Below are 21,813 nucleotides of genomic sequence, written 5' to 3' on the forward strand. Positions count from 1 at the left end.
CCAAGCTACTCGAATAAGAAAGCTTTCGAAAAACGAGGATTTCTGCGACATAGATAAGCTTACCTTACTATCGGATAGCCCATGACCGCGCTTCCTTCCCTGAGAGGACTTCAAGCCTTCGAGGCAGCGGCGCGCTCGGGGAGTTTCGCCGCAGCGGCGGATGAGCTCTCGATCTCGGCGGCCGCGGTCAGCCAGCTCATTCGCACCGTCGAGGAGCAGATGGGTCGAAAACTGTTCCATCGCGTCAACCGCCGCGTGGTGCTGACGGAAGCCGGCGTCGAGATGCTGCCCCGGCTGACCCTGGCTTTTCGGGAGATCGGCAGCATCGCGCGTGGCAGCGATGCCTTCCGCCCGCGGCTTGTCATATCGGTGCCGCCGTCCATGGCGATGGGCTGGCTTTCCGAACGTCTCGCCGGCTTTGTGGCCAGCCACGGCGCCGTCGACATATCCCTGCGCGGCGATGACGATCCGGTGCCGTTCGACCGCGAACTGATCGACATCCGGCTGTCCTTCGGCCCGCACTATCGTGAACACCCGACCGAAGACATTGTCAGGGACGCCGTCTACCCCGTCTGCGCGCCAGAACTCACCGCCAAAACCGACAGCCTCGCCGGCCTGCCACTGATTCACACCGACTGGGGACCGACCGGCGCGTCGTTTCCGTCTTGGCGCAACTGGTTCGAGGCGGCGGGCATAGAGCCCGGCCGCGCAGTGCAGCGCGGCCTGTCGGCGAACTCGTCGCGGGCAGCGCTCGACCTTGTCATTTCAGGGCTGGGCGTGGCGCTGGCGCAAGGCATTTATTGCGCCGGGGCGCTGGAAGACGGCCGTTTGGTCCGGGCGAATGCCCTATCGATCGCGCTGCGTCAGCCATATTGCCTGACGATCCCGGAACGCAGTGCAAGGCGCGACCTGGTGGCCGCGTTTCGCAATTGGCTGATTGAGGAATGCCGGCGGTCGGTGGGTTCGCCGGTGCTCGGCTGATGGACCGAACTGCTCAGAGATGGCCGGCCAGTGCGGCGACCATGTCCTTGTTCGTCGCCACGGGAATGATCTCGAACTCCACCAGGTCAGACCATTCGATGACCCAGCGCTGCAGCAGCGTGACGTCATCGGCCTCGACCAGCAGGAAGCAGCGGCTCATATCAGCCGCGATCCAGGAGTGGTGCACGACAAGCGCGTCCGGCTTCAATCTGCCGCGCTCGCCGAAACGGCGGTAGATCTCCTTGCGGTCGCAGCCGGTGAAATCCTCGATGACGATGAACTGCATTTTCCCCCTCGGTTGAATTACCGCCCGGGACCGCAAACTAACGCCCGGGACGGTCCAGCCGCTCCAGGAACCATTGCGTCAGCCGCACCCAGACTTCGTCCTTTTCGCCGGAATCCTCCCAGCCATGGTCGAGGTTCGGGTTGTCGTTGACCTCGATGACGAAGACGCCATCCTTGGTTTCCTTGAGATCGACGCCGTAAAGCCCGTCGCCGATGCAGCGCGCCGCCTTCACCGCGGTGTCGACGACATGCGGCGGCGTCTCTTTCAGCGTGAAGGTCTTGATGCCGCCCTGGTCGGGCTTGCCGCTGGCCTTGTGGTTGACGATCTGCCAGTGTTTTTTCGCCATCAGATAATGCACGGCAAACAGCGGCTGCCCGCCGAGCACGCCGACGCGCCAGTCATATTCGGTCGGGATGAATTTCTGCGCGATCAGGAGATCGGAATCCTCCAGCCACTCGGTGGCGAGCGTCTTCAGTTCTTCGAAGTTGCCGCATTTCTTGACGCCGCGCGAGAACGATGAATCCGGGATCTTCAGCACCAGCGGAAAGCCGAGCATCTGCGCCGCCAGTTCGAGATCCGAGGTGCCGGCTATCATCACCGTCGGCGGCACCGGCACCTTGTTGTAGGCCATCAGTTCGTTGAGATAGACCTTGTTGGTGCAGCGGATCATCGACAGCGGGTCGTCGATCACCGGCATGCCTTCCTGCTGGGCGCGGCGCGCGAAGCGGTAGGTGTGGTTTGAGATCGAGGTGGTCTCGCGGATGAACAGCGCGTCGTAGTTGGCGAGCTTGGCCAGGTCCTTCCTGGTGATCGGCTCGATTTCGACGCCCATCTTTTCGGCGATCTTGGCCCAGTAACGCAGCGAGGAAATCTCCGACGGCGGCAGTTCCTCATGCGGATCGACCAGCGTGGCGAAGGTGTACCGTGCCGGGGTGCGGCCCTTGGTGTCGCGCCACTCGCGGTTGGTGTACGTCTCGAGCGCCTGCACGAATAAGGCTTCTTCCTCCTCGGCCATCCTGGCCAGCGGCAGGAATCCGATCTTGCGGATCGAAGCCCATTCGGCGCTGTCCTTGATGTGAACCTCAAGCGCCGGAGCGCGGAACCAGTCGAACAACAGCTTGGCGAAGCGGTCCCAGACCTTCGACGGTCCGATGCCGAAGAAGATGCAGATTTTTTGCGGGAAAACGCCTCCAAGATCCTTGCGGCATTTGTTGAGCGCCAGCTCCAGTTCCGGCAGCGCGTGCTCGTAGAGCTTGCGCTCGGACAGGTCGATCATCGTCTCGACCGTCGGGATGACCTTGTGGCCGCGCGAACCGGCGAGCAGAGAGGCATAATAGCCGCGGCTCTGGTAGGCGTAATTGTTCGACAGGTTGATGACCTTCGGCTGCTGGCCGCGAAACAGCGCCGGATGCGCAAGATAGTCACGGTTGGTGATGATCTTGTGCGGCGTCGCCGCCGGGTCGAGATCGTTCTGACGGCCGGTGAGGATGACCCAGGTCATTGTTATCAGCGTTTCCCAAGAGTGATGGCAGCACGCAGTCCGTCGCGGCCGAATTGCGCCATGTTCATGAAGATGCCGTGCGGCACGGGAATGTTGGCGGCATCGAGGATGGTCTCCTGTCTTTCGTCCTCGACCCAGGGATCGTGGATCAGGATGTGGTCGCCATCGTCGCCGATAGCCAGCACCCAATGCGGCACCTTCTTGCCGAACATCAGGAAGCCGCTGATCAGCACCAGCACCAGTTTTCCCTGAGCCAGGGCGCCGCGGATATCATCGATGGTGAACGGACGGTAATTCACCGGGATGCCGTAAAGTTCCGCGCGGCGGCGAAAGTCCACCTGGGCAAGTTCCATCACCCGGCGCTTGTCGTCGCTGCGCACCGATTGCAAGAACAGCGCGCCATAGAAGGACACGAAGATTTCCGCCGCAAGCCCGCTTTCGTAGCCGGAAACCGCAAGGCCGAAGGGCTCGCAGCCGCCTGGGCCGGACATCATGAACACGGTCGTTGCCTCGCGCCATAGGCGGATTTCCATGACCGGATCGGGCACGAAGCCGGAATCGAAATTGGCCATCGCCATCATCAGGCAGCATGGACCGCAGGTGAACTCGCAGGTCTGCTGGTAGAATGGGACTTTGGTGGCGACCGGAATATCGCCGCGCAAGGTCTTCTCGTAGCGCAGCGCGGTGGCGCCATCCTCGTAATAGTGAGGCTCGCGACCGATCTTGCGGTAGCCGCTCTGCTCATAGATGCCAATGGCGCGAAGATTGTCCTCGCGCACTTCGAGACGCAACATCATGCGGTCGTGCTCGAAGGCAGCTTCTTCGGCCGCTGCAAGCAGCATGCGGCCAATGCCGCGGCCGCTGAAAAACGGGCTGGTGGCAAGCGAATAGAGCCGGGCGACGCCGCTGCCCTTGCGAAACAGCACGATGGCGTAGCCGGCGACACGACCATCGCTTTCGGCGACCAGCATCTCGGCTGTCTCGCGTTCGATCAACAAGCGGAAGGAGCGCCGGGAAATGCGGTCACTGGAAAAGACCGCCTTCTCGATGGCGGCGAGGTCATCGACGTCGGACGCGCGGGCCTTGCGAATCTCGGCAGGCATGCGGGTTTGGAAAACCTCGATTGGGTGGAGGAAAAGACCGCAGTCAAAAACGTCGCAAACATCAGCCGAAACGCCGATATCCATCAAGCGCTATCGCACTTCGAATAGGGCCGAATTGTGACACTTTCTACCCCGGCGCATTCCCGAAACGGAATGCGCTTAACTGGCGATACCAGCCAGAAGCTGACCGTAGGCCCGCTTGGCGACCGCAGCCAGTTGCTCGCGCGGCAGCGAGCCGACGACGGCGCAGGCATAGCCCTTGTCCAGCCAGTAGACCGCCTCGGGGCCGTCGGCCTCGGCCATGTAGGTGCCCTTGGACTTGGCTGAGGAATCAGCGGTAACGAACAAGGAGATGCGCTGACCCTTGGCGTCCTCGTAAAGCAGCATCGCTGCCTTGCCCTGGCCGGCGGGCAGCAGCCGGCCGCCAACCAGCTGGAAGCCTTCCGCCACCAGATCCGGCGCCACCAGTTTCAGGCCGACGCGGTTGGACAGCCAGGTCTGCAGGTGATCCTTGTCGCTTGCCGGCACTTCCACCGCATGGCGCTGTTCGGCGGCATAGATGACATGGGCGGCGATCGCCTCTTCGGCCAGTTGGTCATCGGCGCCATCTTCCCTGCCGATGCCGTCGATGCCGGCAAAATAGCCGCCAAGACCGCCGATGACGAGCACTGCGGCCGCCGCGGCCGCAAGCCACCAGCGCGACTGCCGCGCCGCCGCTTTGGTCGCGCCTTCACCGCTAACGATCTGCTTGAACAGCACCGGCACGGGCTCGTCGAGCACACCGGCAAAGGCGGCGCGCAACGCGGCGCGGTCGGCGGTGTAGCGGGCGCTTTTGGCCTTCATTTCGGGATTGGCGTCGATCCAGGCGTCGTAGGCGGCGCGCTCGTCGCCCGGCAGCTCGCCGTCGAGAGCCATGTGGATATCGCGTTCGGAAAAATCGCGGCGGGTCATTTCTCGACGATCCTTATCGAGCGGCGGCGCGCCGTGTCATCGAGCAGGCTGCGCAGCTCCTCGCGTCCGCGCGCTATGCGCGACATCAGCGTGCCGGCGGGCACGCCGAGAATGTTGGCGGCTTCGGCATAGGAGAATCCTTCGATGGCGACCATGACGAGAGCGGCGCGACGGTCGGGGCTGATCGCCTGCAATGCGTCGATGATCTCGCGCGAGGCGGCGTTCTCCGCCTGCTCGGCGGGGACTGCCTGCGCCTCGTTTGCGTCAAGCGGCAGGATCGTCGCCTCACCGCGCCGGTTCACCTTGCGCATCTGATCGATGAACAAATGATGCATGATCGTAAACAGCCACCTCCGGGGGCTTTCTCCCGTCTGCCAGCTTTCAAGCCGCAAGAGCGCTCGTTCGAGGCAATCCTGGACGAGATCGTCAGCGGATTCGCGGTCGCGCAGAAGCGAGCGTGCGTAGCGGCGCAGGCGCGGTATTTCGCCAAGGATTGCTGCCTTCTTTTCGTCCATGACCGCTGGTTCTGAGGTCGCCCTTGTTTAACCCGATTGAACGCGCCTTCCCGGCGCGGCGCAAGCGGCCAGCGCGAAGCGGTCTGCCGCCCCGGTCACCCAAGCAGTGAGATAACGAGTTGATCGGCTAAATTATTCCCCGCAATCAACAAAAGGGCCGAATTATCCTAAATCGGTCAGTGCGAAATCATGGCCTTTGTACAGCAGTGGAAGATCGCGGCTTTTCGCGCAGGCGTAAGCAAAACAGTCCCCGAGATTCAGATCCGCCTTGTGGCCAACGGCTTTGCCGTAACGGGCGCTCGCGTCAATGGCCCGAGAGCCGATGTTGTCGTCAATGGCCAGACTCTCTCCCATGATCTCCACAATGAACTCATCGATCAGATCGCGGGCATGGAGAAGGGCTTCAGCGCTGGGTCTGCGCGGGCCGGCGCCGGCCCTTGCCAATGCCTGTGTTGCTTCGAAGTGAACCAACGGAGAAACCCAGACCTGCCCGGAAAAACCGGATAGCTGCTTCAGCAATTCCTCCCACCCAGGTTCCTGGTTGAGAATGGCGACGATCACCGACGCGTCGACAAACATCAGTCTTCCCACAGCTCGTCGGTGAACTTCTTCATATCGAAATCGGGATTGGGCAGGCCAAGCTTCCTGGCCCTGTCCTGAAGACTGGCGATCCGGTCGCGCAGCGGCACCTTCGCTCGATTGCGCTCAAGTTCGTGCACGAGCGCGACCCGCACCGCCTCCGTTTTGCTCGGAGCGTTCGTCTCGCGTTGCAATCTGCTGGCCAGCGCATCCACTTCGTCGTCGCGGATATAGAGCGGCATCGAATATCCTCCGTTGGATATTCATATATTCCACCTCGTATATCACTTCAAGTTGCAGCGTTGGCCTCCCTCGCCGCCCGCGTCAGCAGCCGCTGGTAGAACAAGCCGATGCCGATCAGCACGGCGCCAAGACCGATGAAGGACAGCGCCCTGAGCACGCCTTCCAGTTCCGACATGTCGAATAGGAAGACTTTTACCACGGCGATCGCGATCAGCGCCGCCGAGGCAATGCGCAGCACCTGCGACTTCAGCCAGACGCCGGCGGTGAGCAGCACGACGCCAATGACCAGCCAGAGCGCCGAATAGGTGTAGGTCTCAAGCTGCCCGAGGCCGCTCCACAGGCCGATGAACTCGCCCTTGAACACGCGCCTGACCGACAGTGTGGCGTAGGCGAAGACAAGCAATGCCGCCACCACCGCCAGCATCTGCGCATACCATGGCGGCCGCTTGTCCCTGGCATAGAGCGCCAGCCCGCCGGCGGCTATGGCCGGCAACAGGTAAGCCAGGAACAAGAGGTTGAACACCGGGATCTGGCCGGTCGATTCGTCGGTGAACAGCGGATTGAGCACCAGGAAATGCTGGAGGACGATGAAGGCGACCGAGAGTACGCCGGCGGCCATCGAGCCGTAGCGCAGCACAGAGCTTGGCGAGCGCATGTCGATGGCCACCAGTATCGCGCCGGCACCGATGGCGATCAGCGTATAGATCGCCTGTTCGGCGAGCGTCACCGGGCCGGTGTCGATGACGCCGCCATGCATGGCGTGGCGCACCAGCATGGCGACGGTGAGCAGCGCAAACAGGGCTGCACCCGCCTCCATCGCAAGGCGCGGCCGGCCATTGCCAGTTGTTGGTAGTGCGGGGGTGGTACGCGCGAGTTGCCAGGCGGCAAAGCCGAAGGCCAGCGCCGGTACGCCGTATCCCGGCAGCAGCCAGTTGAACACCGGCGTCGTCGTCAGGAACTCGGCGCCGACGATGGTCGGATCGAAGGCGACGCGGCCCAGCACGGCAACGACCGCGCCGACCGAAATCCAGCCAAGCACCGGATAGCTGCGCCACCGCGTCGCCAGCGCCGGCACGATGGCGGCAACGCCGGCAAGAATGGTCGTCCAGCCGGATCCGAAGGCCATGTGCAGCATCAGCAGGCCGGCCAGAGCCGAGCCGCAAAGCGCGAAGGAGACCGCGATGTCGCCCTTGAGCGGCGGCTGTTCGGCGCGCGCGATCCATTCGCCACCGGCAGCGAAGACAACAACCAGAAGGGCAGCTATCGCTGCGTAGACAAGGTCGCGGTCGAGATTGCCGTAGGCAAGCCACAGCGTCAGCAGAATAAGCAGCGGCGCAGCGACGCCCCATGCCGCCCAGCATGCCGCGCGGACCCGTGCTGAGGCGGCGAAGCGGCGTGCGGCCCAGAAGCCGGCGCCGATGAAGACCAGGCCGAGGCCAATGCCGATGCGCAGCGTCAACGGATTTCCGGCCGCCACCGGCATGCCGTCAAAGCCGATATTCCCTGGGTTATGTCGGAGCCGATGGTGGTGGGCGGAATGATGCCGAGATGGATCATCACGCTCACCACGCCGGCGGCATGCAGCAGCGGCAGCGCGCGCGGCCGGTAGAGTGCGGTGGCGACAAGGGCGACGAGGACGAAGGCGCCCGGCAAGGCGCCACCGGCGGCGACCAGCGTCGTGTCGACGGACAGGCCTAGCGCTGAAAACGCAACGAAAACGCCAGGCACGATCGAGGGCCAGTCGAAGCCCGCCTTTGCAGGTTCCGCTTCGCCGCCACGACTGCCCAGCCAAACAAAGGCAAGCACCGCCAGCGTCACCGCGTCGATGAACAGGACGACGGCAAGGTCGGCGAACCGGATGACGGCAAGGTCGGCGACGAGCGTACTCATCATGTAGGCGATGGTCCAGGCGCCGGTGCCGAAGAAGGCGGCCGCAATCAGGAATTTCCAGTCGCGAATGCGGGCGATCACGGCTGTGGCGGCAAGCACGATCGCCAGGTAGACGAACAGCGCCCATGGGTTGGGCGCCTGCGAGGACACAAGCGCCGGCGTCGCCATCGAGCCGACAAGGCCGATGCCGGCCATGGCCTGACCGTGGACGAGAGCGGCGACAATGGTCGCTACGCCGATGGCGCCGAGCACGGTGAAAGCGAAGGCCGGGCCGACGAAACCGTAAATGGCGTGCGCGGCATAGACCGTACCGAACAGAATGAAGGCGCCGGCAGCCGTCAGGATCGCCGGAATATAGGCGCCTGCAGCCCCTTGCACCGGCACCTTGAAGCCGGTGCGGCGGATGAACTCGCCGCCGCCGATCAGCACCAGGCCGAGCAGCGCCGCCAGGGACAGCCGCACTTCGGGGCCGAAAATGCCGGCCTCGATGGTGTAGCGGATCAGGAACAGGCCGCCCAAAGCCAATGCGACGCCGCCGACCCAGACCGCCCAACGGGTGCCGAGCGCCGTTTCGACCTCGGACTGGCGGGCTGCCTTCGCCGTGGCGGCAGGCGCGGATCCGGTGAATGCCGCCTTGGCCGCGGCTGACAGTTCTGGCACGGCCTCGCTGGTGGCCGCATCGGCTTCGGCGGCCGGTGCCTGGGCATGTGCCGCGTCTGCTGTTGTTGGCGAAGCTATGTCGGCAACTGGTGCGCTAGCGTGAGCGGCATCCGCCGGTGCGCTTGCAGCCTGCTCGGCCGGTTTGGCAACGGGCGGTGTCGCATGCACGCCGGACAGAACCAGGCCGCGCAGCGCTCCGAGCTCGCGCTCGATCAGACTGACGCGGCCCTGCTGGCGCAAGACGAGGACAAAAAGCACGATAACGACGACGGCGCCAATCAGGCTTTCAAACATGGCGGTTCCCCCAAACCAGGCCAGTTTTCACTGACAATTGCGGCGGCCACACGGCCACCCCAGACGGCTATTCAAGTCACGCCACCGCAATGGTGGCCGAAAAGAAGTTATCGAGCATGTTTCGTCGGCAAATTCCAGCGGCCTACGGTCTTTATCCTCACCCATCATCTGAGATAGCCAGGAATGGCATGCCGCCGCCACTTGCCCAGGAGCCATGCTATCCTCGGATGAACTACGAGGAAATCGAATGCCGAAACGAAGTGCAGGGCTGCTGATCCACCGGACAAGGGCCGGCATTCTCGAATTTCTGCTCGTCCATCCCGGCGGCCCATTCTGGGCAAGGAAGGATGAAGGCGCTTGGTCGATCCCCAAGGGCCTCGTCGAGGACAATGAAGATGAGTTGGCCGCCGCCCGGCGCGAGGCTGGGGAAGAACTCGGAGTCAGCATCGAGGGTGATTTCGAGCCTGTCGGCAGCTATCGGCAAGCCGGCGGCAAGATCGTCATCGCCTGGAGTGTCGAAGCCGATTTCGATCCCGATGCCGTTAAAAGCAACATGTTCACGATGGAATGGCCGCCCAGGTCAGGCGTGACGAGGGAATTTCCCGAAATCGACAGGGCCGGCTGGTTTTCCTTCGCGGAGGCCAGCCTCAAGATCCTCGGCGGTCAGCGCGCCATCCTCGATGATTTCATGGAGCATCGCAAGGCCGGCTGAGGCTCTTGCCCTACGAGTACCCCCACCCTAACCCTCCCCACAAGGGGGAGGAATGCTGCCGCATGCAGCTTTTGCTGTGAACCTGGACGGTTGCGGAGGTCAGCACCCACCGAGTCTCCCTCCCCTTTCTGGCGCAGCGTCTGCCGTAGTGGCGGCATTGCCGCCCGAATGATGCTTGCGCAAGGCGGCGAGGAAGCCGGCACGGGCATCGGGCTGTTCAATGCCGCGCGGCTCGTAGACATGGCGGGTGAAAAAGAAACCGGTCAGATGGAAGGCGTCCTCGAGTGCCGCGTGGTCCGCCCGCAAGCCGGAGCCGCGCTGCAGGAAGGCCGGCAGCGCCAGCATCTTGTCGCGCCACGGCGCACCGGCGGCTCGCGACACGGCACGGCCGGATTTCGGCGAGACATAGGCCAGATCCTGCCTGGCGCCGGTCGCCGCGCATTGGCTGAGATCGAGGCCGAAGCCGAGTTCGTCGAGGATGAGCAGTTCGAAGCGCGCCACCAGTTCGCCGGCGGCATCGGAATCGTCGAGATGGGCGATCATTACTGCAAGCGTCTCATACAGGCCGCCATGGGCGTCGCGCTCCGGCAGGAGCCTGAGATGCGCGGCCATGGTCTGCAAGCCGTACACGGCGACAGCGCTGTCCATCAACCGGGCGGCGTTCATCTCGATCGCCTCGGCCTGGAAGGTGCCGAGATGCTCGTCTAGGCGTGCCCGCCACAAAAGGTCGACGCGGTTGCCGGGCTGCAGCACCGGCTGCTGCTTGCGCGATCGGCCGCCGCGCACCAGGCCGAGATGGCGGCCATGCGCACGCGTCATTACCTCGAGAATGGCGCTGGTTTCGCCATGCTTGCGGGTGCCGAGTATGATTCCCTCGTCGCGCCATTCCATGGCAGGAGCTTGTCACCGGTTGCGTGGCGAAATCAAGATTTTGGCGCGCCGCGTGCGATCTGTGCTGACATTGGATCCCCACACATCGTCGAAAGGCTCTGATCACGCGAATTCCCGGTGATCGGCCAGGACGTCGTCGATGACGCGGCGCGATCGCTCGGCTTCGGCTTGGTTGGCGTCGTGTCCGGCAACCGTGATCAGCGCCTTCCACAGCGTCCAGCCGCGGCCGCGCGCCCAGGTCGCTTCATCGACGCCGATCGCGGCGCGGAACGCCTCCCGGCTCTCGCCCTGGAAGAACGTCCAGGCGATCGCCAGGTCGCAGGAGGGATCGCCGATGCCTGAGGTGCCGAAGTCGATGATGGCGCTCAAACGGCCGTTTTGGACCAGAAGGTTGCCCCAGGCGACGTCGCCGTGAAACCAGACGGGCGACCCTTGCCAGGTGGCGGCAAGGGCCGCATCCCAGACAGCGGTAGCCGCCTGGGTGTCGATCTGCCCCTCCAGCGCCTGGAGTGCTTCCCTTGTCTGGTTGTCATACACGCTCGGCGATCCGCCGCGGAAGAAATTGTGCTGGCCCGCGGGCGGCCCGCGCGCCGGATCGATCCGCCGGAGCGCAATGAGGAACTTGGCCAGATCGACCGCGAACTGTGGGCGATCGGCGATTTCGGCGGTCTTGGCTGTTTCGCCGTCGATCCAGCGGTAGACGGACCATTGCCAGGGGTAGTCCTCCCCAGGCTCGCCCATCGCCAGTGGAACCGGGATCGGCAGCGGCAGAAGCGGCGCCAGCCTGGGCAGCCAGCGGTGCTCTTTTTCGACCTGCAAGGCATATGGTGCGGCACTCGGCAGCCGCACAGTCATATCATTGCCGAGGTGGAAGGTTCGGTTGTCCCAGCCGCCAAACGCCACCGGCCTCACCGGCAGATGCCGCCATTGCGGAAACTGCGCGTTGACCAGCCGGCGCACGAGATCGGTATCGATGGTCGGTTTTGGATCAGGCATGTCATCGTCTCAAACTGCCGGGCGGCATTTCTAGACGATGAAGCTCAATGGGGAAACTCAAGCCCCATCTCACGGTAGCGTTCGGGGTCGTCGCCCCAGTTTTCACGCACTTTGACGAACAAGAACAGGTGCACTTTCTGCTCGAGAATGCCGGCTATTTCCATGCGCGCCGACTGGCCGATGGCGCGGATCGTCTCGCCCTTGTGGCCGAGCACGATCTTCTTCTGGCTGTCGCGCTCGACATAGATGGTCTGGTCGATGCGTACCGAGCCATCCGGTTTCTCTTCCCATTTCTCGGTCTCGATATGGGAGGAATAGGGCAACTCCTGATGCAGCCGCAGATACAGTTTCTCGCGGGTGATCTCGGCGGCCAGTTGGCGCATCGGCAGGTCCGAGATCTGGTCTTCCGGATAATACCAGGGGCCGACCGGCAGCGCTTGCGCGAGATAGTCGAGCAAATCCTTGCAGCCGGAGCCGGTCAGCGCCGAGACCATGAAGGTGCGCTTGAACGGCACCTTTTCGTTTGCTGCCGCGGCCAGGGCCAGCAGCGCCTCGTGCTTGACCCGGTCGACCTTGTTGAGGATCAGCACCATCGGCTGGCGGACGTCCTTCAGCCGCTCGAGGATGGCGTCGGCGTCGCCCCTGATGCCGCGCTCGGCATCGATCAGCAGCAGCACGATATCGGCGTCCTTGGCGCCACCCCAGGCGCTGGTCACCATCGCGGTGTCGAGCCGGCGCTTCGGCTTGAAGATGCCGGGCGTGTCGACAAAGACGATCTGCGCGTTGTCATGCGTGGCGATGCCGCGCACGATGGCGCGGGTGGTCTGCACCTTGTGAGTGACGATCGACACCTTGGCGCCGACCAATTGGTTGACCAGCGTCGACTTGCCGGCATTGGGCGCCCCGATCAGGGCAACGAAACCGGAATGCGTGGCCTCCGCGGCCGGAGGGAGATCTTCGCTGGCGGTCATGCCGCACTCCCGTGGTTGGCCCAGATGCCCTCGCGCATAAGAAACGCCGATGCCGCCGCTTCTTCGGCTGCGCGACGAGAGCCGCCCGTGCCGCTTGCCGGCGCAAAACCGCCGACCTTCACGGACACCGTGAAAACCGGTTGATGTTCAGGTCCCTCGCGTCTCTCGATCGCGTATTCGGGCCTGACATCACTGGTCTTGGCGATCCATTCCTGCAGGTCGGATTTCGGATTGGGCGGCTTGGCCACCACCTTTTGCGAGCGCGGCTCCCAGTAACGCAGGACGAATTGCCTTGCGGCATCGAGGCCGCCGTCGATATAGACCGCCGCGATCAGCGCCTCGACCGCATCCGCCAGATAGTTTCCGCCCGAGCCGCGCGAGCGCGCCTTCAAGGCAGCGTCGGCCCGAACCAGATCTTCGAGCTGCATTTCAATGCCGATCTCGGAGCATGTCCGCGCATCGACCAAGGCATTGAAGCGCGGGGCGATTTCACCTTCCGGCGCTTCAGGAAACTTTTCGAAAAGCAGATCGGCAACGATCAGGCCGAGCACGCGGTCGCCAAGGAATTCGAGGCGCTGGTTGTTGCTGCTTGCCTTGACCGCACTGGAATGGGTCAGCGCGGTCTCGAGCAAACGGACGTCCCGGAAGGAATGGCCGGTTTTGGCTGTCACCAAATCGGCCAGAGTCTCACCCGTCGGGCGCTTCAAAGCCATCAATTTACGAAATGGAACAGGCGCGACAGGCGCACGAGCGACGGCCATTTCCAGATCTCGAGGGGGCTCGCCTTCCCGGCGATCGAGAAGAAGACGATGTTGGCGCGGCCGACAAGGTTCTCCGCCGGCACGTAGCCGACGCTGAGGCGGCTGTCGGAGGAATTGTCGCGGTTGTCGCCCATCATGAAATAGTTGCCGGGGGGCACGACGAACTCGCGGGTGTTGTCGGTGATCGAATTCGGTGTCAGGTCGAGCGTGTCGTAGCTGACACCGTTGGGCAGGGTCTCGCGATAGACGTCGACCGGCTCAGGCACTTCCGTGATATCAGGATTTTGGATCTGGCCGGTTTTCACACGAGGCACGCCCTGGCCGTTGATGAACAATTGGCCGTCCTCCATCTGGATCTTGTCGCCGGGCAGGCCGACGACGCGCTTGATGTAGTCGAGCGACGGATCCGGCGGGAACTTGAAGACCACCACGTCGCCGCGCTTCGGATCGGAACCCCAGATGCGGCCGGAAAAGATGTCGGGTCCGAATGGCAGCGAATAACGCGAGAAACCATAGGACCATTTGGTGACGAACAGATAGTCGCCTTCGAGCAAGGTCGGCCGCATAGAGCCGGACGGAATCGAGAAGGGCTGGAACAACAAGGTGCGGATGACCATGGCCAGCAGCAAAGCCTGGATGATGACGCTGACGATTTCGCCAAGCCCGCCGGATTTCTTCTCGGATTTTTCAGCCACGCTCATGTCGTCCTCGATTGTGCGTTGGATGGTATAGAGTCTCGGCGCGCGCTGGGCAACGTCAAGTCGGCGTTAGATAGCGGTCGTCTGATGCAATCAATGTGGCGCTTGTTCGGCGGGCAACGCCTCGATGATCACAAAGGCTTGAGCAAGCGGGAAATCATCGGTGATTGTGAGGTGGATCGCCGCTCTGTGCCCCTGTGGCAGGATTTTGGCCAGCCGTGCCGCCGCTCCCCCGGTCAGCGCCATGGTCGGCGCGCCGCTGGGCAGGTTGGCGACCCCCATGTCGCGCCAGAACACGCCCTGCGCCAGGCCGGTGCCAAGCGCCTTGGCGCAGGCCTCCTTGGCGGCGAAGCGCTTGGCATAGGAGGCTGCGCGGCCCTTGCGGCCTTCCGAGCGGACCTGTTCGACCTCGGTGTAGATGCGCTGGATGAAGCGCTGACCATGCCGTTCCAGCGACTTTTCGATGCGTCTGATGTCGATCAGGTCGCTGCCGATGCCGATGATCATTCCGCCGGAACTTCCCGTCCGCCGTGCCCGGCCTTATGCGCCCGCTCTGCCATGCGCTTCCTGCGCTGCTCGCGAAAGGCTGTCATCCCCCAGCGGGTGATACCGTAGAAGATCAGCCCGAAGATCAGGCCGAGCGGCACCGCGCCGATCAGCATCGGCTCGAGCACCGGATGCCACAGTTTTGCAAACGACAGCGTGTGCATCATCTCACCAAGATGCGCAGGCGGTCCGTTCTTGGGCAGGCGTTCATGCAGGATCAGCTTGCCGACTTCCCAGGACGCTCCCCACAGCAGCGGGAAAGTCAGCGGATTGCCGAAGAATACCGCGCCGAGGGCGGCGGCCACCAGATTGCCGGCGACCACCCAGCAGAGCACGGCGGCGACGGCGAAATGGAAGCCGAGCGGAAAGAAGGAGGCGAAAACGCCGGCCGCGACGCCGGCCGCCACCGCATGCGGTGTCGCCTTCAGCCGCAGGATGCGCTTGGAGAAATATTGCAACGAGCGCGAAAACGAGCGGCGCGGCCACAGATAGGTACGCACCCGCTCCAGAATGCCATCAGGCTTTCGGCGTCGAAAAAGCACTCTGTTCCAGTTCCCGGTTCATCACGCCCAAATTGCAACCATCCCTGGCCGGGCGCGGTCGCTCCATCTTGCGCTTCGAGGGCGCAGAAAGGCAACAACGACTTTGATATAGCGACTGCCTTGCGGCGGAACAATGAAACGCCGCCGCGATGGTCTGCCGCAGGCGGGTAACAAGAGCGCCATTGGGGCGAAACTGAGGACAACACAACATCCAAGCGAGACTTTCATGACGACGATCAGGCCTGCCCGGGAAGACGACGCCGAGGCGGATAGACTATTCCCGATATTCGCTGACTTCGACCAAATTGCTGTCCGGATCGCGGAAATAGACCGAGATCATCTTACCGCGGGCGCCGGTGCGCTCGACCGGACCGACTTCGATGGCAACGCCATTGGCTTCCAGACGGGCGCAAATCTCGGCAAGCGGCCTTGCGGCGACCAGGCAGAAATCGCCGGACCCAGGCATCGGCACCTTGGCCTTGGGCTCAAAGGTGCGGCCCACCTGATGCAGATTGATCTTCTGCGATCCGAACAGCAACGCCGTCGGCCGGTTCGGCTCGTCGAGGCGCTTGAGGCCAAGCACCCGCTGGTAGAAGGCGCAGCTGTCCTCCACAGAGCGGACCGTCAGCACGAAATGATCGATGCCGGCGATCATGGTGATGTCCCCTAGATGTTGCGGCTTCCCGGCTTAACGGCGGGAATGGCGGCAAGTTCCGGCGGCAGGCGGTCGGCGGGATAGGCCGGGACCTCGTATTCGGCAAGCGCGATCAGCGGCACGCCGACATTGGTCTTGCCGGCCGAGCGGTCGATGATGCAGGCCGCCGCCACGACCTCGGCGCCAATCGCGCGCAGGCAGTCGATGGTTTCGCGGATCGAAAGACCAGTGGTGACGATGTCCTCGACGATGACGACGCGCGAGCCGGCAGCGATCTCAAAGCGGCGCAGCCTGAACTCGCCGCCTTCGCGCTCCACCCAGATTGCAGGCACACCGAGATGGCGCGACGTCTCATAGGCCGGGATCAGGCCGCCGATCGCCGGGCCGACGACGTAGTCGATCTTGCCCGGCACCGCCTTTTGAATCTTCTCGGCCAGCGCCTTGCAAAGCCGCTCGGTCTTGTCGGCATGCATGAAGACGCGCGCCTTCTGCAAGAAGACCGGGCTGCGCAGGCCGGACGTCAGGATGAAATGCCCCTCCAGAACAGCGCCCGCCTCGCGGAAAATGCCCAGCACCTCGTCGGTATTCATAACTCGCCCCATGTCCATGGTGAATGGTGAAATGGTGAAATGGTGAATGGTGAATGGTGAATGGTGAATGGTAGTGAGAGCGCCTTCTTTCACTATTCACTATTCACTATTCACTATTCACTATTCACCCATTCACACGCCGCGCATCGCTGACGCTCGAATTATCCTTGAGCTGCGACAGCAGCCGGTTGAGGTGCTTCAGATCCCAGACTTCGAGATCGATCAGCATTTCGGTGAAGTCGGGCGCGGTGCGCACCATCGACAGCGTATGAATGTTGGCGTCGTTGGAGGCAACGACCTGGGCGATATCGGCGAGCGAGCCCGGCGCGTTGATGGCGGTGACCGAGACGCGCGCCGGAAAGCGCTCCTTGGTCTGCTCGTCAATGTCCCAGCGCACGTCGATCCAGCGCTCCGGCTGGTCGTCGAAGGCCTGCAGCGCCGGCGACTGGATGGGATAGATGGTGATGCCGGTGCCCGGCTGGACAATGCCGACGATGCGGTCGCCTGGCACGGCCCCTTCCGGCGCGAAACGCACCGGCAGGTCGCCGCGCACGCCGCGGATCGGTACCGCGCCATCGCGCGGCTGGTCCTTGTCCTTGCGCGCGGCTCGGGTGCCGGGCATCTGGAACAGCATGCCGGCGGCGTTGCGGATCTTCGACCAGCCCTCCTCGCGCTGCTTGGGGGCGCTGACAGTGACACGCTCGTCCTTGTAGTCTGGGAAGACCGCCTTCATGACGTCGGTCGAGGCAAGTTCGCCGCGCCCGACCGAGGCAAGGACATCCTCGATGTCCTTGCGCGCCAGCCGGTGCAGCACCGGCTTCAGGCTTTCCTTGGTGAAAGTCTTGCCGGCGCGCTCGAAGGCGCGCTCGAGAATGCGGGCACCAAGACCTGAATATTGCTTGCGAATGGCGTTCTTGGTGGCGCGGCGGATGGCTGAACGCGCCTTGCCGGTGACCACCACCGACTCCCACGCCGCCGGCGGCACTTGCGCCTTGGAGCGGATGATCTCGACCTCGTCGCCGTTCTTAAGTTCCGTCATTAGCGGCATGATGCGGCCGTTGACCTTGGCGCCGACGCAGGTGTCGCCGACATCGGTGTGCACGGCATAGGCGAAGTCGATGGGCGTGGCGCCGCGCGGCAGAGCGATCAGCATGCCCTTGGGCGTGAAGCAGAATACCTGGTCCTGGAACAGCTCCAGCTTGGTATTTTCGAGGAAGTCTTCCGGGTTGTCGCCTTCTGCCAGTTGCTCGATGGTGCGCCGCAGCCAGGCATAGGCGTTGGTCTCCTTCGAGATCGCATGGGCGGCGCCGTTCGTCTTGCCGCCGGTGTCCTTGTAGATCGAATGGGCGGCGACGCCATATTCGGCGATCTTGTTCATCTCGCGGGTACGGATCTGCAGTTCGACGCGCTGGCGCGAGGGGCCGACAATGGTGGTGTGGATCGAACGGTAGTCGTTCTGCTTGGGCGTCGAGATGTAATCCTTGAAGCGGCCAGGCACCATCGACCATGTGGTGTGGATGGCGCCGAGCGCGCGGTAACAGTCTTCGACGCTGTCGAGGACGACGCGGAAGCCGAAGATGTCTGAGAGCTGCTCGAAGGACAGCGCCTTGGCCTCCATCTTGCGGAACACCGACCACGGCTTCTTCTGCCGGCTCTTCACGCCGGCGTTGATGGCATGCTTTTCGAACAGCGCTGACAGCGCCTTTTCGATGTCGGTCAGCACGCCCTTGTTGCGCTCGAATATCTCGGCAAGCCGCGCGGTGACGGCGCGATAGGCTTCCGGATTGATGAAGCGGAAGGCGATCTCTTCCAGTTCCTCGCGCATGCCTTGCATGCCCATGCGCCCGGCGAGCGGCGCATAGATGTCCATCGTCTCCTCGGCGATGCGCAGGCGCTTGGCCTCGGGCATGTGGTCGAGGGTGCGCATGTTGTGCAGACGGTCGGCGAGCTTGACCAGCAGAACGCGGACATCCTCCGAGATGGCCAGCAACAGCTTGCGCAGGTTTTCCGCCTGCTCGGCCTTCTTGGAGACGAGATCGAGCTTCTTCAGCTTGGTCAGGCCTTCGACCAGCTTGCCCATTTCGGGGCCGAACAGATCGTCGATCTCGGCCCGCGTCGCGGTGGTGTCCTCGATCGTGTCATGCAGCAAGGCGACGGCGATCGTCGCCTCGTCCATGTGCATTTCGGTGAGGATGGCGGCGACTTCGAGCGGATGCGAGAAATAGGGATCGCCGGAAGCGCGCTTCTGGTGGCCATGCTTCTGCATGGCGTAGACATAGGCCTTGTTGAGCAGCGCCTCGTTGACGTCAGGCTTGTAGCGCGCGACGCGCTCGACAAGCTCATACTGACGCATCATGGGCGGGTTCTCACGGTGCTGAAATGATTGATGCGCCGCACTGATGTACGGCGCATCTCATAGATAGCCACGAAACTCACGGGACGGAAGTGCCGGAACCATATTCCCGGCAGGTCCAGGGCAGCGATTAGTAGTCGTCGCTCTTTTCCGGGGGAACCAGGCCCTCGATGCCGGCCAAAAGGTCTTCCTCGGTCATGCGATCAAAGGTGACGTTTTCTTCCGCGTCGTCGGCGTCGGTAGCTGCAACTGCGTTGCCGGTCTGGTCGGCGATCGCCTCGCCGTCGGCCTCGGGCTCGTCAACCTCGACATGCTTCTGCAGCGAGTGGATCAGATCTTCCTTGAGGTCGTCGGGCGACAGCGTCTCGTCGGCGATCTCGCGCAGCGCCACGACCGGGTTCTTGTCGTTGTCGCGCGGCACGGTGATCGGCGCGCCCTGGCTGATCTGGCGGGCGCGATGGCCGGCGAGCAGCACGAGCTCAAAGCGGTTGTCGACCTTGTCGATGCAGTCTTCAACGGTTACGCGGGCCATTGATTGCCCCTTTCATGCCTGGATTTGATGGAAAACAGGCGCGGTCCATAACCCGAACGCCGCCGAAATACAAGCATTATGGCGCTGTGGCCTCGTGGGCTGGCGGATGCCAGTTTCTGGGCGCCGGTGAATGCCTTGCCGGCGAAGCCCGCCTACCGGCGACGACACGGCTCCGATCACAATTGCTTGCAGTGCGCCCCGGCACCCTTGGATTGCCGTAAAACTGGCGCTATCTCGGTTGACGATAGGTCAGCCGGTTTATTTACGAGCCGAGCGATATAACGACCCATTTCGATTAGTCCGCCACCTATTTCGAAAAAGGAATATTGCCATGTTCGACCCCCGTGAAAAAATCGCTCTATTCATAGACGGCGCCAATCTCTACGCCACCTCGCGCGCACTCGGCTTCGACATAGACTACCGCAAACTGCTGTCCAGCTTCCAGAAGCGCGGCTATTTGCTGCGGGCCTATTACTACACCGCTCTGGTCGAGGATCAGGAATACTCTTCGATCCGTCCCTTGATCGACTGGCTCGACTATAATGGCTTCAAGGTGGTGACCAAGCCGGCCAAGGAGTTCACCGACTCGACCGGCCGCCGCAAGATCAAGGGCAATATGGACATCGAACTGACCGTCGATGCGCTCGAACTTGCCGATGTCGTCGACCACTATGTCATCTTCTCCGGCGACGGCGATTTCCGCACACTGGTCGAAGCGCTACAGCGGCGCGGCCGCAAGGTCTCGATCGTCTCGACCATGGCCTCGCAACCGCCGATGATCTCGGACGATCTGCGCCGCCAGGCCGACCATTTCATCGATTTGACCTCGCTGAAGAACGAGGTCGGCCGCGATCCCTCCGAACGGCCGGTGCGCAGGCCCGAGCCGGCCGAAGTCGAAGAGGAAGACTATTGACGGCGGCGGCCTTGGAGGCCGCTCCCGAACCCGACCGCGACTGCCCCCTCTGCCCACGCCTGCATGATTTCATCTCAGACTGGCGACGGCGCGAGCCGTCGTGGTTCAACGCGCCGGTGCCGACCTTCCTGCCGCCTGATGGCGAGGACGCCGTCGAGCTGCTGATCGTCGGGCTGGCGCCCGGCCTGCGCGGCGCCAACCGCACCGGGCGACCGTTCACCGGCGACTATGCCGGCGACCTGCTCTACTCAACGATGATCGCTCACGGTTTTGCCCGCGGCGAGTTCAAGGCGCGGCCGGATGACGGGCTCGAACTGATCGGCACCGCGATCACCAATGCGGTGCGCTGCGTGCCGCCGGAGAACAAGCCGGTCGGCGCCGAGATCTCCACTTGCCGCAGCTTTCTGGTGCCGACGATCGCGCGCTTTCCAAAATTGCGCGCCGTGCTGGCGCTGGGCTCGATCGCCCACCAGTCGACCGTCAGGGCGCTCGGTCAGCGCGTCGCTGCCTATCCGTTCAAGCACGGCGGTCGGTTGCCGGCCGGCGGCGTCACGCTGTTTTCCAGCTATCATTGCTCGCGCTACAACACAAACACCGGTGTTTTGACCGAACCCATGTTTGTCAAGGTATTCAGCGACATCGCCGCCTTCCTGCGCAATTAACGCCTTCAGAACCCCGCCAGCACGATCTTGCCCTTGGCTTGCCCGGGCGCGGATGACGAAGCTTGCCGAAAGGCAGGCATGACGAGACAGGCGCTCTCCAAAGCCTTGAGCGGCGACGGGAAGCCGGAATTGCGACAATCATGAAAGTCCCGGAAGCGCTCGGTCTGAAACCGACCTTCGTTAGCGCGCAGACTGGCCGGAACGCTGGGTAGGGCCGATCAGCGCCGCGATGTTTGGTTCCAATCTCGCGCCGGTCGAGCACGCCAGGTCAAGGCGCGGCAAACAACTCAGCCAGCTTCTCCTGCCCGCCCTTCAGCACATTCAGATCGACATCGCCGATGATACCGTCGACGCGGCCCATATTGTGGTACTGCCAGTAGATCCAGTCGTTGCGACCTGGCTCCAGGAGCAACGAGCGACGCCAGAGCGGGCGAACGTCGATTTTCCCGGCATAGGCGTCCTCAGCCTCGTCGGTCAGGTAGATGATCGCCGGCTTGCCGAACGCAGCTTCAACCGGTCCGAGGAAGGCCTGGAGTTCCGCGCTCAGCTGTTCCGGCGACGGGCGTTGCGGGCAGTTGCCGCCGAATTCGATGTCGACGACCGGTGGCAGCAGCGGCTGGTCGTGCGGCACCACCGCGATGAAATTTTTCGCCTGGTCGGCGCCCGGCCGGCAGAAGGTGAAGAAGTGATAGGCGCCGACGGCGAGGCCGGCCGCGCGCGCCTCGCGCAGATTCTTGGCGAAGGCATCGTCGACATGGTCGCCGCCCTCGGTCGCCTTGATGACCGCGAAGGCGACATCGTCGGCGGCAACGCGGCGCCAGTCGATCTCACCCTGATGATGGGAAACGTCGATACCCCTGACCGGATAGCTGTCACGATCCGGCGAGAAGGTCCGGAAATAGAAGAAGCCGCCTGCCGCGACGAGGCCGGCAAAGACCAGACTGGCCGCACCCCAGAGGATGATCCGGTTCTTCAAACCTTTCCCCAT

Annotated in this window: 23 protein-coding genes and 1 pseudogene; 4 read left to right on the forward strand and 20 right to left on the reverse strand. The window is 63.2% G+C overall.

The features are described from left to right. The first annotated feature begins 81 nt into the window (after window positions 1–81). Window positions 82–981 (forward strand): LysR substrate-binding domain-containing protein, encoded by a 900-nt coding sequence (locus tag NL532_RS25175; RefSeq protein ID WP_023829051.1) that lies wholly within the window; start codon window positions 82–84, stop codon window positions 979–981. A gap of 13 nt (window positions 982–994) precedes the next feature. On the opposite strand, the gene NL532_RS25180 is transcribed toward NL532_RS25175, so the two are convergent. The 8 genes and pseudogenes from NL532_RS25180 to NL532_RS25215 form a co-directional block, all read right to left on the reverse strand. Further along, window positions 995–1,267 carry a DUF3303 domain-containing protein gene (locus tag NL532_RS25180; RefSeq protein ID WP_023670254.1) on the reverse strand — a complete coding sequence of 91 codons (273 nt, stop codon included), beginning with the start codon at window positions 1,265–1,267 and terminating at the stop codon, window positions 995–997. Between the two features lie 37 nt (window positions 1,268–1,304). Continuing rightward, window positions 1,305–2,768 carry a RimK family ATP-grasp domain-containing protein gene (locus NL532_RS25185; protein ID WP_023829052.1) on the reverse strand — a complete coding sequence of 488 codons (1,464 nt, stop codon included), beginning with the start codon at window positions 2,766–2,768 and terminating at the stop codon, window positions 1,305–1,307. Window positions 2,769–2,773: 5 nt separating this feature from the next. Next, window positions 2,774–3,871: a peptidase C39 family protein gene (locus tag NL532_RS25190; RefSeq protein ID WP_023692865.1), complete on the reverse strand. Its 1,098-nt coding sequence runs from the start codon at window positions 3,869–3,871 to the stop codon at window positions 2,774–2,776. Window positions 3,872–4,030: 159 nt separating this feature from the next. Then, on the reverse strand, window positions 4,031–4,822 hold the full coding sequence (locus NL532_RS25195; protein WP_023670251.1) for an anti-sigma factor family protein: 792 nt from the start codon (window positions 4,820–4,822) through the stop codon (window positions 4,031–4,033). Continuing rightward, window positions 4,819–5,337: an RNA polymerase sigma factor gene (locus tag NL532_RS25200; RefSeq protein WP_023702686.1), complete on the reverse strand. Its 519-nt coding sequence runs from the start codon at window positions 5,335–5,337 to the stop codon at window positions 4,819–4,821. The genes NL532_RS25195 and NL532_RS25200 overlap by 4 nt, the downstream gene beginning before the upstream one ends. Window positions 5,338–5,499: 162 nt before the next feature. Further along, a complete protein-coding gene (locus tag NL532_RS25205; RefSeq protein WP_023692861.1) occupies window positions 5,500–5,916 on the reverse strand; it encodes a type II toxin-antitoxin system VapC family toxin in 417 nt (138 codons plus the stop codon). Further along, on the reverse strand, window positions 5,916–6,158 hold the full coding sequence (locus NL532_RS25210; RefSeq protein WP_023687289.1) for a type II toxin-antitoxin system VapB family antitoxin: 243 nt from the start codon (window positions 6,156–6,158) through the stop codon (window positions 5,916–5,918). The genes NL532_RS25205 and NL532_RS25210 overlap by 1 nt, the downstream gene beginning before the upstream one ends. A 47-nt stretch (window positions 6,159–6,205) precedes the next feature. Continuing rightward, window positions 6,206–9,003, reverse strand: a pseudogene (locus NL532_RS25215) (DUF2339 domain-containing protein). 247 nt (window positions 9,004–9,250) lie between these two features. Here NL532_RS25215 and NL532_RS25220 point away from each other — a divergent pair. Beyond that, window positions 9,251–9,715, forward strand: coding sequence for an NUDIX hydrolase (locus NL532_RS25220; RefSeq protein WP_023687287.1), 465 nt, complete (start codon window positions 9,251–9,253; stop codon window positions 9,713–9,715). A 99-nt stretch (window positions 9,716–9,814) separates the two neighbouring features. Here the strand turns inward: NL532_RS25220 and recO are convergent, their stop codons facing one another. From recO to rpoZ, 11 genes are all read right to left on the reverse strand, one after another. Continuing rightward, window positions 9,815–10,606 carry a DNA repair protein RecO gene (gene recO, locus NL532_RS25225; RefSeq protein ID WP_023692858.1) on the reverse strand — a complete coding sequence of 264 codons (792 nt, stop codon included), beginning with the start codon at window positions 10,604–10,606 and terminating at the stop codon, window positions 9,815–9,817. Window positions 10,607–10,708: 102 nt separating this feature from the next. Beyond that, window positions 10,709–11,602: an aminoglycoside phosphotransferase family protein gene (locus tag NL532_RS25230; RefSeq protein ID WP_023754773.1), complete on the reverse strand. Its 894-nt coding sequence runs from the start codon at window positions 11,600–11,602 to the stop codon at window positions 10,709–10,711. A gap of 44 nt (window positions 11,603–11,646) precedes the next feature. Further along, window positions 11,647–12,573 carry a GTPase Era gene (gene era, locus NL532_RS25235; RefSeq protein ID WP_023829054.1) on the reverse strand — a complete coding sequence of 309 codons (927 nt, stop codon included), beginning with the start codon at window positions 12,571–12,573 and terminating at the stop codon, window positions 11,647–11,649. After that, window positions 12,570–13,286, reverse strand: coding sequence for a ribonuclease III (gene rnc / locus NL532_RS25240; RefSeq protein ID WP_023754775.1), 717 nt, complete (start codon window positions 13,284–13,286; stop codon window positions 12,570–12,572). The genes era and rnc overlap by 4 nt, the downstream gene beginning before the upstream one ends. After that, window positions 13,286–14,035, reverse strand: a complete 750-nt coding sequence (lepB, locus tag NL532_RS25245) for a signal peptidase I (protein WP_023754776.1) — start codon at window positions 14,033–14,035, stop codon at window positions 13,286–13,288. The genes rnc and lepB overlap by 1 nt, the downstream gene beginning before the upstream one ends. A gap of 90 nt (window positions 14,036–14,125) precedes the next feature. Next, window positions 14,126–14,539, reverse strand: coding sequence for a holo-ACP synthase (gene acpS, locus NL532_RS25250; RefSeq protein ID WP_023670240.1), 414 nt, complete (start codon window positions 14,537–14,539; stop codon window positions 14,126–14,128). After that, a complete protein-coding gene (locus NL532_RS25255; protein ID WP_023754777.1) occupies window positions 14,536–15,120 on the reverse strand; it encodes a DUF2062 domain-containing protein in 585 nt (194 codons plus the stop codon). Before NL532_RS25255 ends, acpS begins: the two co-directional genes overlap by 4 nt. A 274-nt stretch (window positions 15,121–15,394) precedes the next feature. Continuing rightward, window positions 15,395–15,775: a VOC family protein gene (locus NL532_RS25260; protein WP_023747464.1), complete on the reverse strand. Its 381-nt coding sequence runs from the start codon at window positions 15,773–15,775 to the stop codon at window positions 15,395–15,397. An 11-nt stretch (window positions 15,776–15,786) separates the two neighbouring features. Continuing rightward, complete coding sequence (pyrE, locus tag NL532_RS25265; protein WP_023754778.1) at window positions 15,787–16,365, reverse strand: orotate phosphoribosyltransferase; 579 nt, start codon at window positions 16,363–16,365, stop codon at window positions 15,787–15,789. A 124-nt stretch (window positions 16,366–16,489) separates the two neighbouring features. Then, window positions 16,490–18,721 (reverse strand): RelA/SpoT family protein, encoded by a 2,232-nt coding sequence (locus NL532_RS25270; RefSeq protein WP_023743763.1) that lies wholly within the window; start codon window positions 18,719–18,721, stop codon window positions 16,490–16,492. A 127-nt stretch (window positions 18,722–18,848) separates the two neighbouring features. After that, a complete protein-coding gene (gene rpoZ / locus NL532_RS25275) occupies window positions 18,849–19,250 on the reverse strand; it encodes a DNA-directed RNA polymerase subunit omega (protein ID WP_023670235.1) in 402 nt (133 codons plus the stop codon). 331 nt (window positions 19,251–19,581) lie between these two features. On the opposite strand from rpoZ, the gene NL532_RS25280 reads away from it, so the two are divergent. Continuing rightward, entirely contained in the window at window positions 19,582–20,163 is a 582-nt protein-coding gene (locus tag NL532_RS25280) for a LabA-like NYN domain-containing protein (protein ID WP_023670234.1), read from the forward strand. Next, window positions 20,160–20,825: a uracil-DNA glycosylase gene (locus NL532_RS25285; protein WP_023754779.1), complete on the forward strand. Its 666-nt coding sequence runs from the start codon at window positions 20,160–20,162 to the stop codon at window positions 20,823–20,825. The genes NL532_RS25280 and NL532_RS25285 overlap by 4 nt, the downstream gene beginning before the upstream one ends. A gap of 268 nt (window positions 20,826–21,093) precedes the next feature. Here NL532_RS25285 and NL532_RS25290 read toward each other — a convergent pair whose 3' ends face one another. Continuing rightward, window positions 21,094–21,801, reverse strand: coding sequence for a glycoside hydrolase family 25 protein (locus tag NL532_RS25290; RefSeq protein WP_023754780.1), 708 nt, complete (start codon window positions 21,799–21,801; stop codon window positions 21,094–21,096). Window positions 21,802–21,813 lie beyond the last annotated feature (12 nt).

Origin of the sequence: Mesorhizobium sp. C120A (assembly GCF_030323105.1) — a bacterium.
Taxonomy (GTDB): Bacteria; Pseudomonadota; Alphaproteobacteria; order Rhizobiales; family Rhizobiaceae; genus Mesorhizobium.

What these genes read in the sequence shown, in the direction of transcription:
- NL532_RS25180 (WP_023670254.1), bottom strand. Translation starts at nt 1,267, where the DNA reads ATGCAGTTCATCGTCATCGAGGATTTCACCGGCTGCGACCGCAAGGAG.
- NL532_RS25190 (WP_023692865.1), bottom strand. Translation starts at nt 3,871, where the DNA reads ATGCCTGCCGAGATTCGCAAGGCCCGCGCGTCCGACGTCGATGACCTC.
- NL532_RS25210 (WP_023687289.1), bottom strand. Translation starts at nt 6,158, where the DNA reads ATGCCGCTCTATATCCGCGACGACGAAGTGGATGCGCTGGCCAGCAGA.
- NL532_RS25260 (WP_023747464.1), bottom strand. Translation starts at nt 15,775, where the DNA reads ATGATCGCCGGCATCGATCATTTCGTGCTGACGGTCCGCTCTGTGGAG.
- NL532_RS25280 (WP_023670234.1), top strand. Translation starts at nt 19,582, where the DNA reads ATGTTCGACCCCCGTGAAAAAATCGCTCTATTCATAGACGGCGCCAAT.
- NL532_RS25185 (WP_023829052.1), bottom strand. Translation starts at nt 2,768, where the DNA reads ATGACCTGGGTCATCCTCACCGGCCGTCAGAACGATCTCGACCCGGCG.
- acpS (WP_023670240.1), bottom strand. Translation starts at nt 14,539, where the DNA reads ATGATCATCGGCATCGGCAGCGACCTGATCGACATCAGACGCATCGAA.
- recO (WP_023692858.1), bottom strand. Translation starts at nt 10,606, where the DNA reads ATGGAATGGCGCGACGAGGGAATCATACTCGGCACCCGCAAGCATGGC.
- NL532_RS25175 (WP_023829051.1), top strand. Translation starts at nt 82, where the DNA reads ATGACCGCGCTTCCTTCCCTGAGAGGACTTCAAGCCTTCGAGGCAGCG.
- NL532_RS25205 (WP_023692861.1), bottom strand. Translation starts at nt 5,916, where the DNA reads ATGTTTGTCGACGCGTCGGTGATCGTCGCCATTCTCAACCAGGAACCT.
- pyrE (WP_023754778.1), bottom strand. Translation starts at nt 16,365, where the DNA reads ATGAATACCGACGAGGTGCTGGGCATTTTCCGCGAGGCGGGCGCTGTT.
- NL532_RS25220 (WP_023687287.1), top strand. Translation starts at nt 9,251, where the DNA reads ATGCCGAAACGAAGTGCAGGGCTGCTGATCCACCGGACAAGGGCCGGC.
- lepB (WP_023754776.1), bottom strand. Translation starts at nt 14,035, where the DNA reads ATGAGCGTGGCTGAAAAATCCGAGAAGAAATCCGGCGGGCTTGGCGAA.
- NL532_RS25195 (WP_023670251.1), bottom strand. Translation starts at nt 4,822, where the DNA reads ATGACCCGCCGCGATTTTTCCGAACGCGATATCCACATGGCTCTCGAC.
- era (WP_023829054.1), bottom strand. Translation starts at nt 12,573, where the DNA reads ATGACCGCCAGCGAAGATCTCCCTCCGGCCGCGGAGGCCACGCATTCC.
- NL532_RS25200 (WP_023702686.1), bottom strand. Translation starts at nt 5,337, where the DNA reads ATGGACGAAAAGAAGGCAGCAATCCTTGGCGAAATACCGCGCCTGCGC.
- NL532_RS25270 (WP_023743763.1), bottom strand. Translation starts at nt 18,721, where the DNA reads ATGATGCGTCAGTATGAGCTTGTCGAGCGCGTCGCGCGCTACAAGCCT.
- rnc (WP_023754775.1), bottom strand. Translation starts at nt 13,286, where the DNA reads ATGGCTTTGAAGCGCCCGACGGGTGAGACTCTGGCCGATTTGGTGACA.
- rpoZ (WP_023670235.1), bottom strand. Translation starts at nt 19,250, where the DNA reads ATGGCCCGCGTAACCGTTGAAGACTGCATCGACAAGGTCGACAACCGC.
- NL532_RS25230 (WP_023754773.1), bottom strand. Translation starts at nt 11,602, where the DNA reads ATGCCTGATCCAAAACCGACCATCGATACCGATCTCGTGCGCCGGCTG.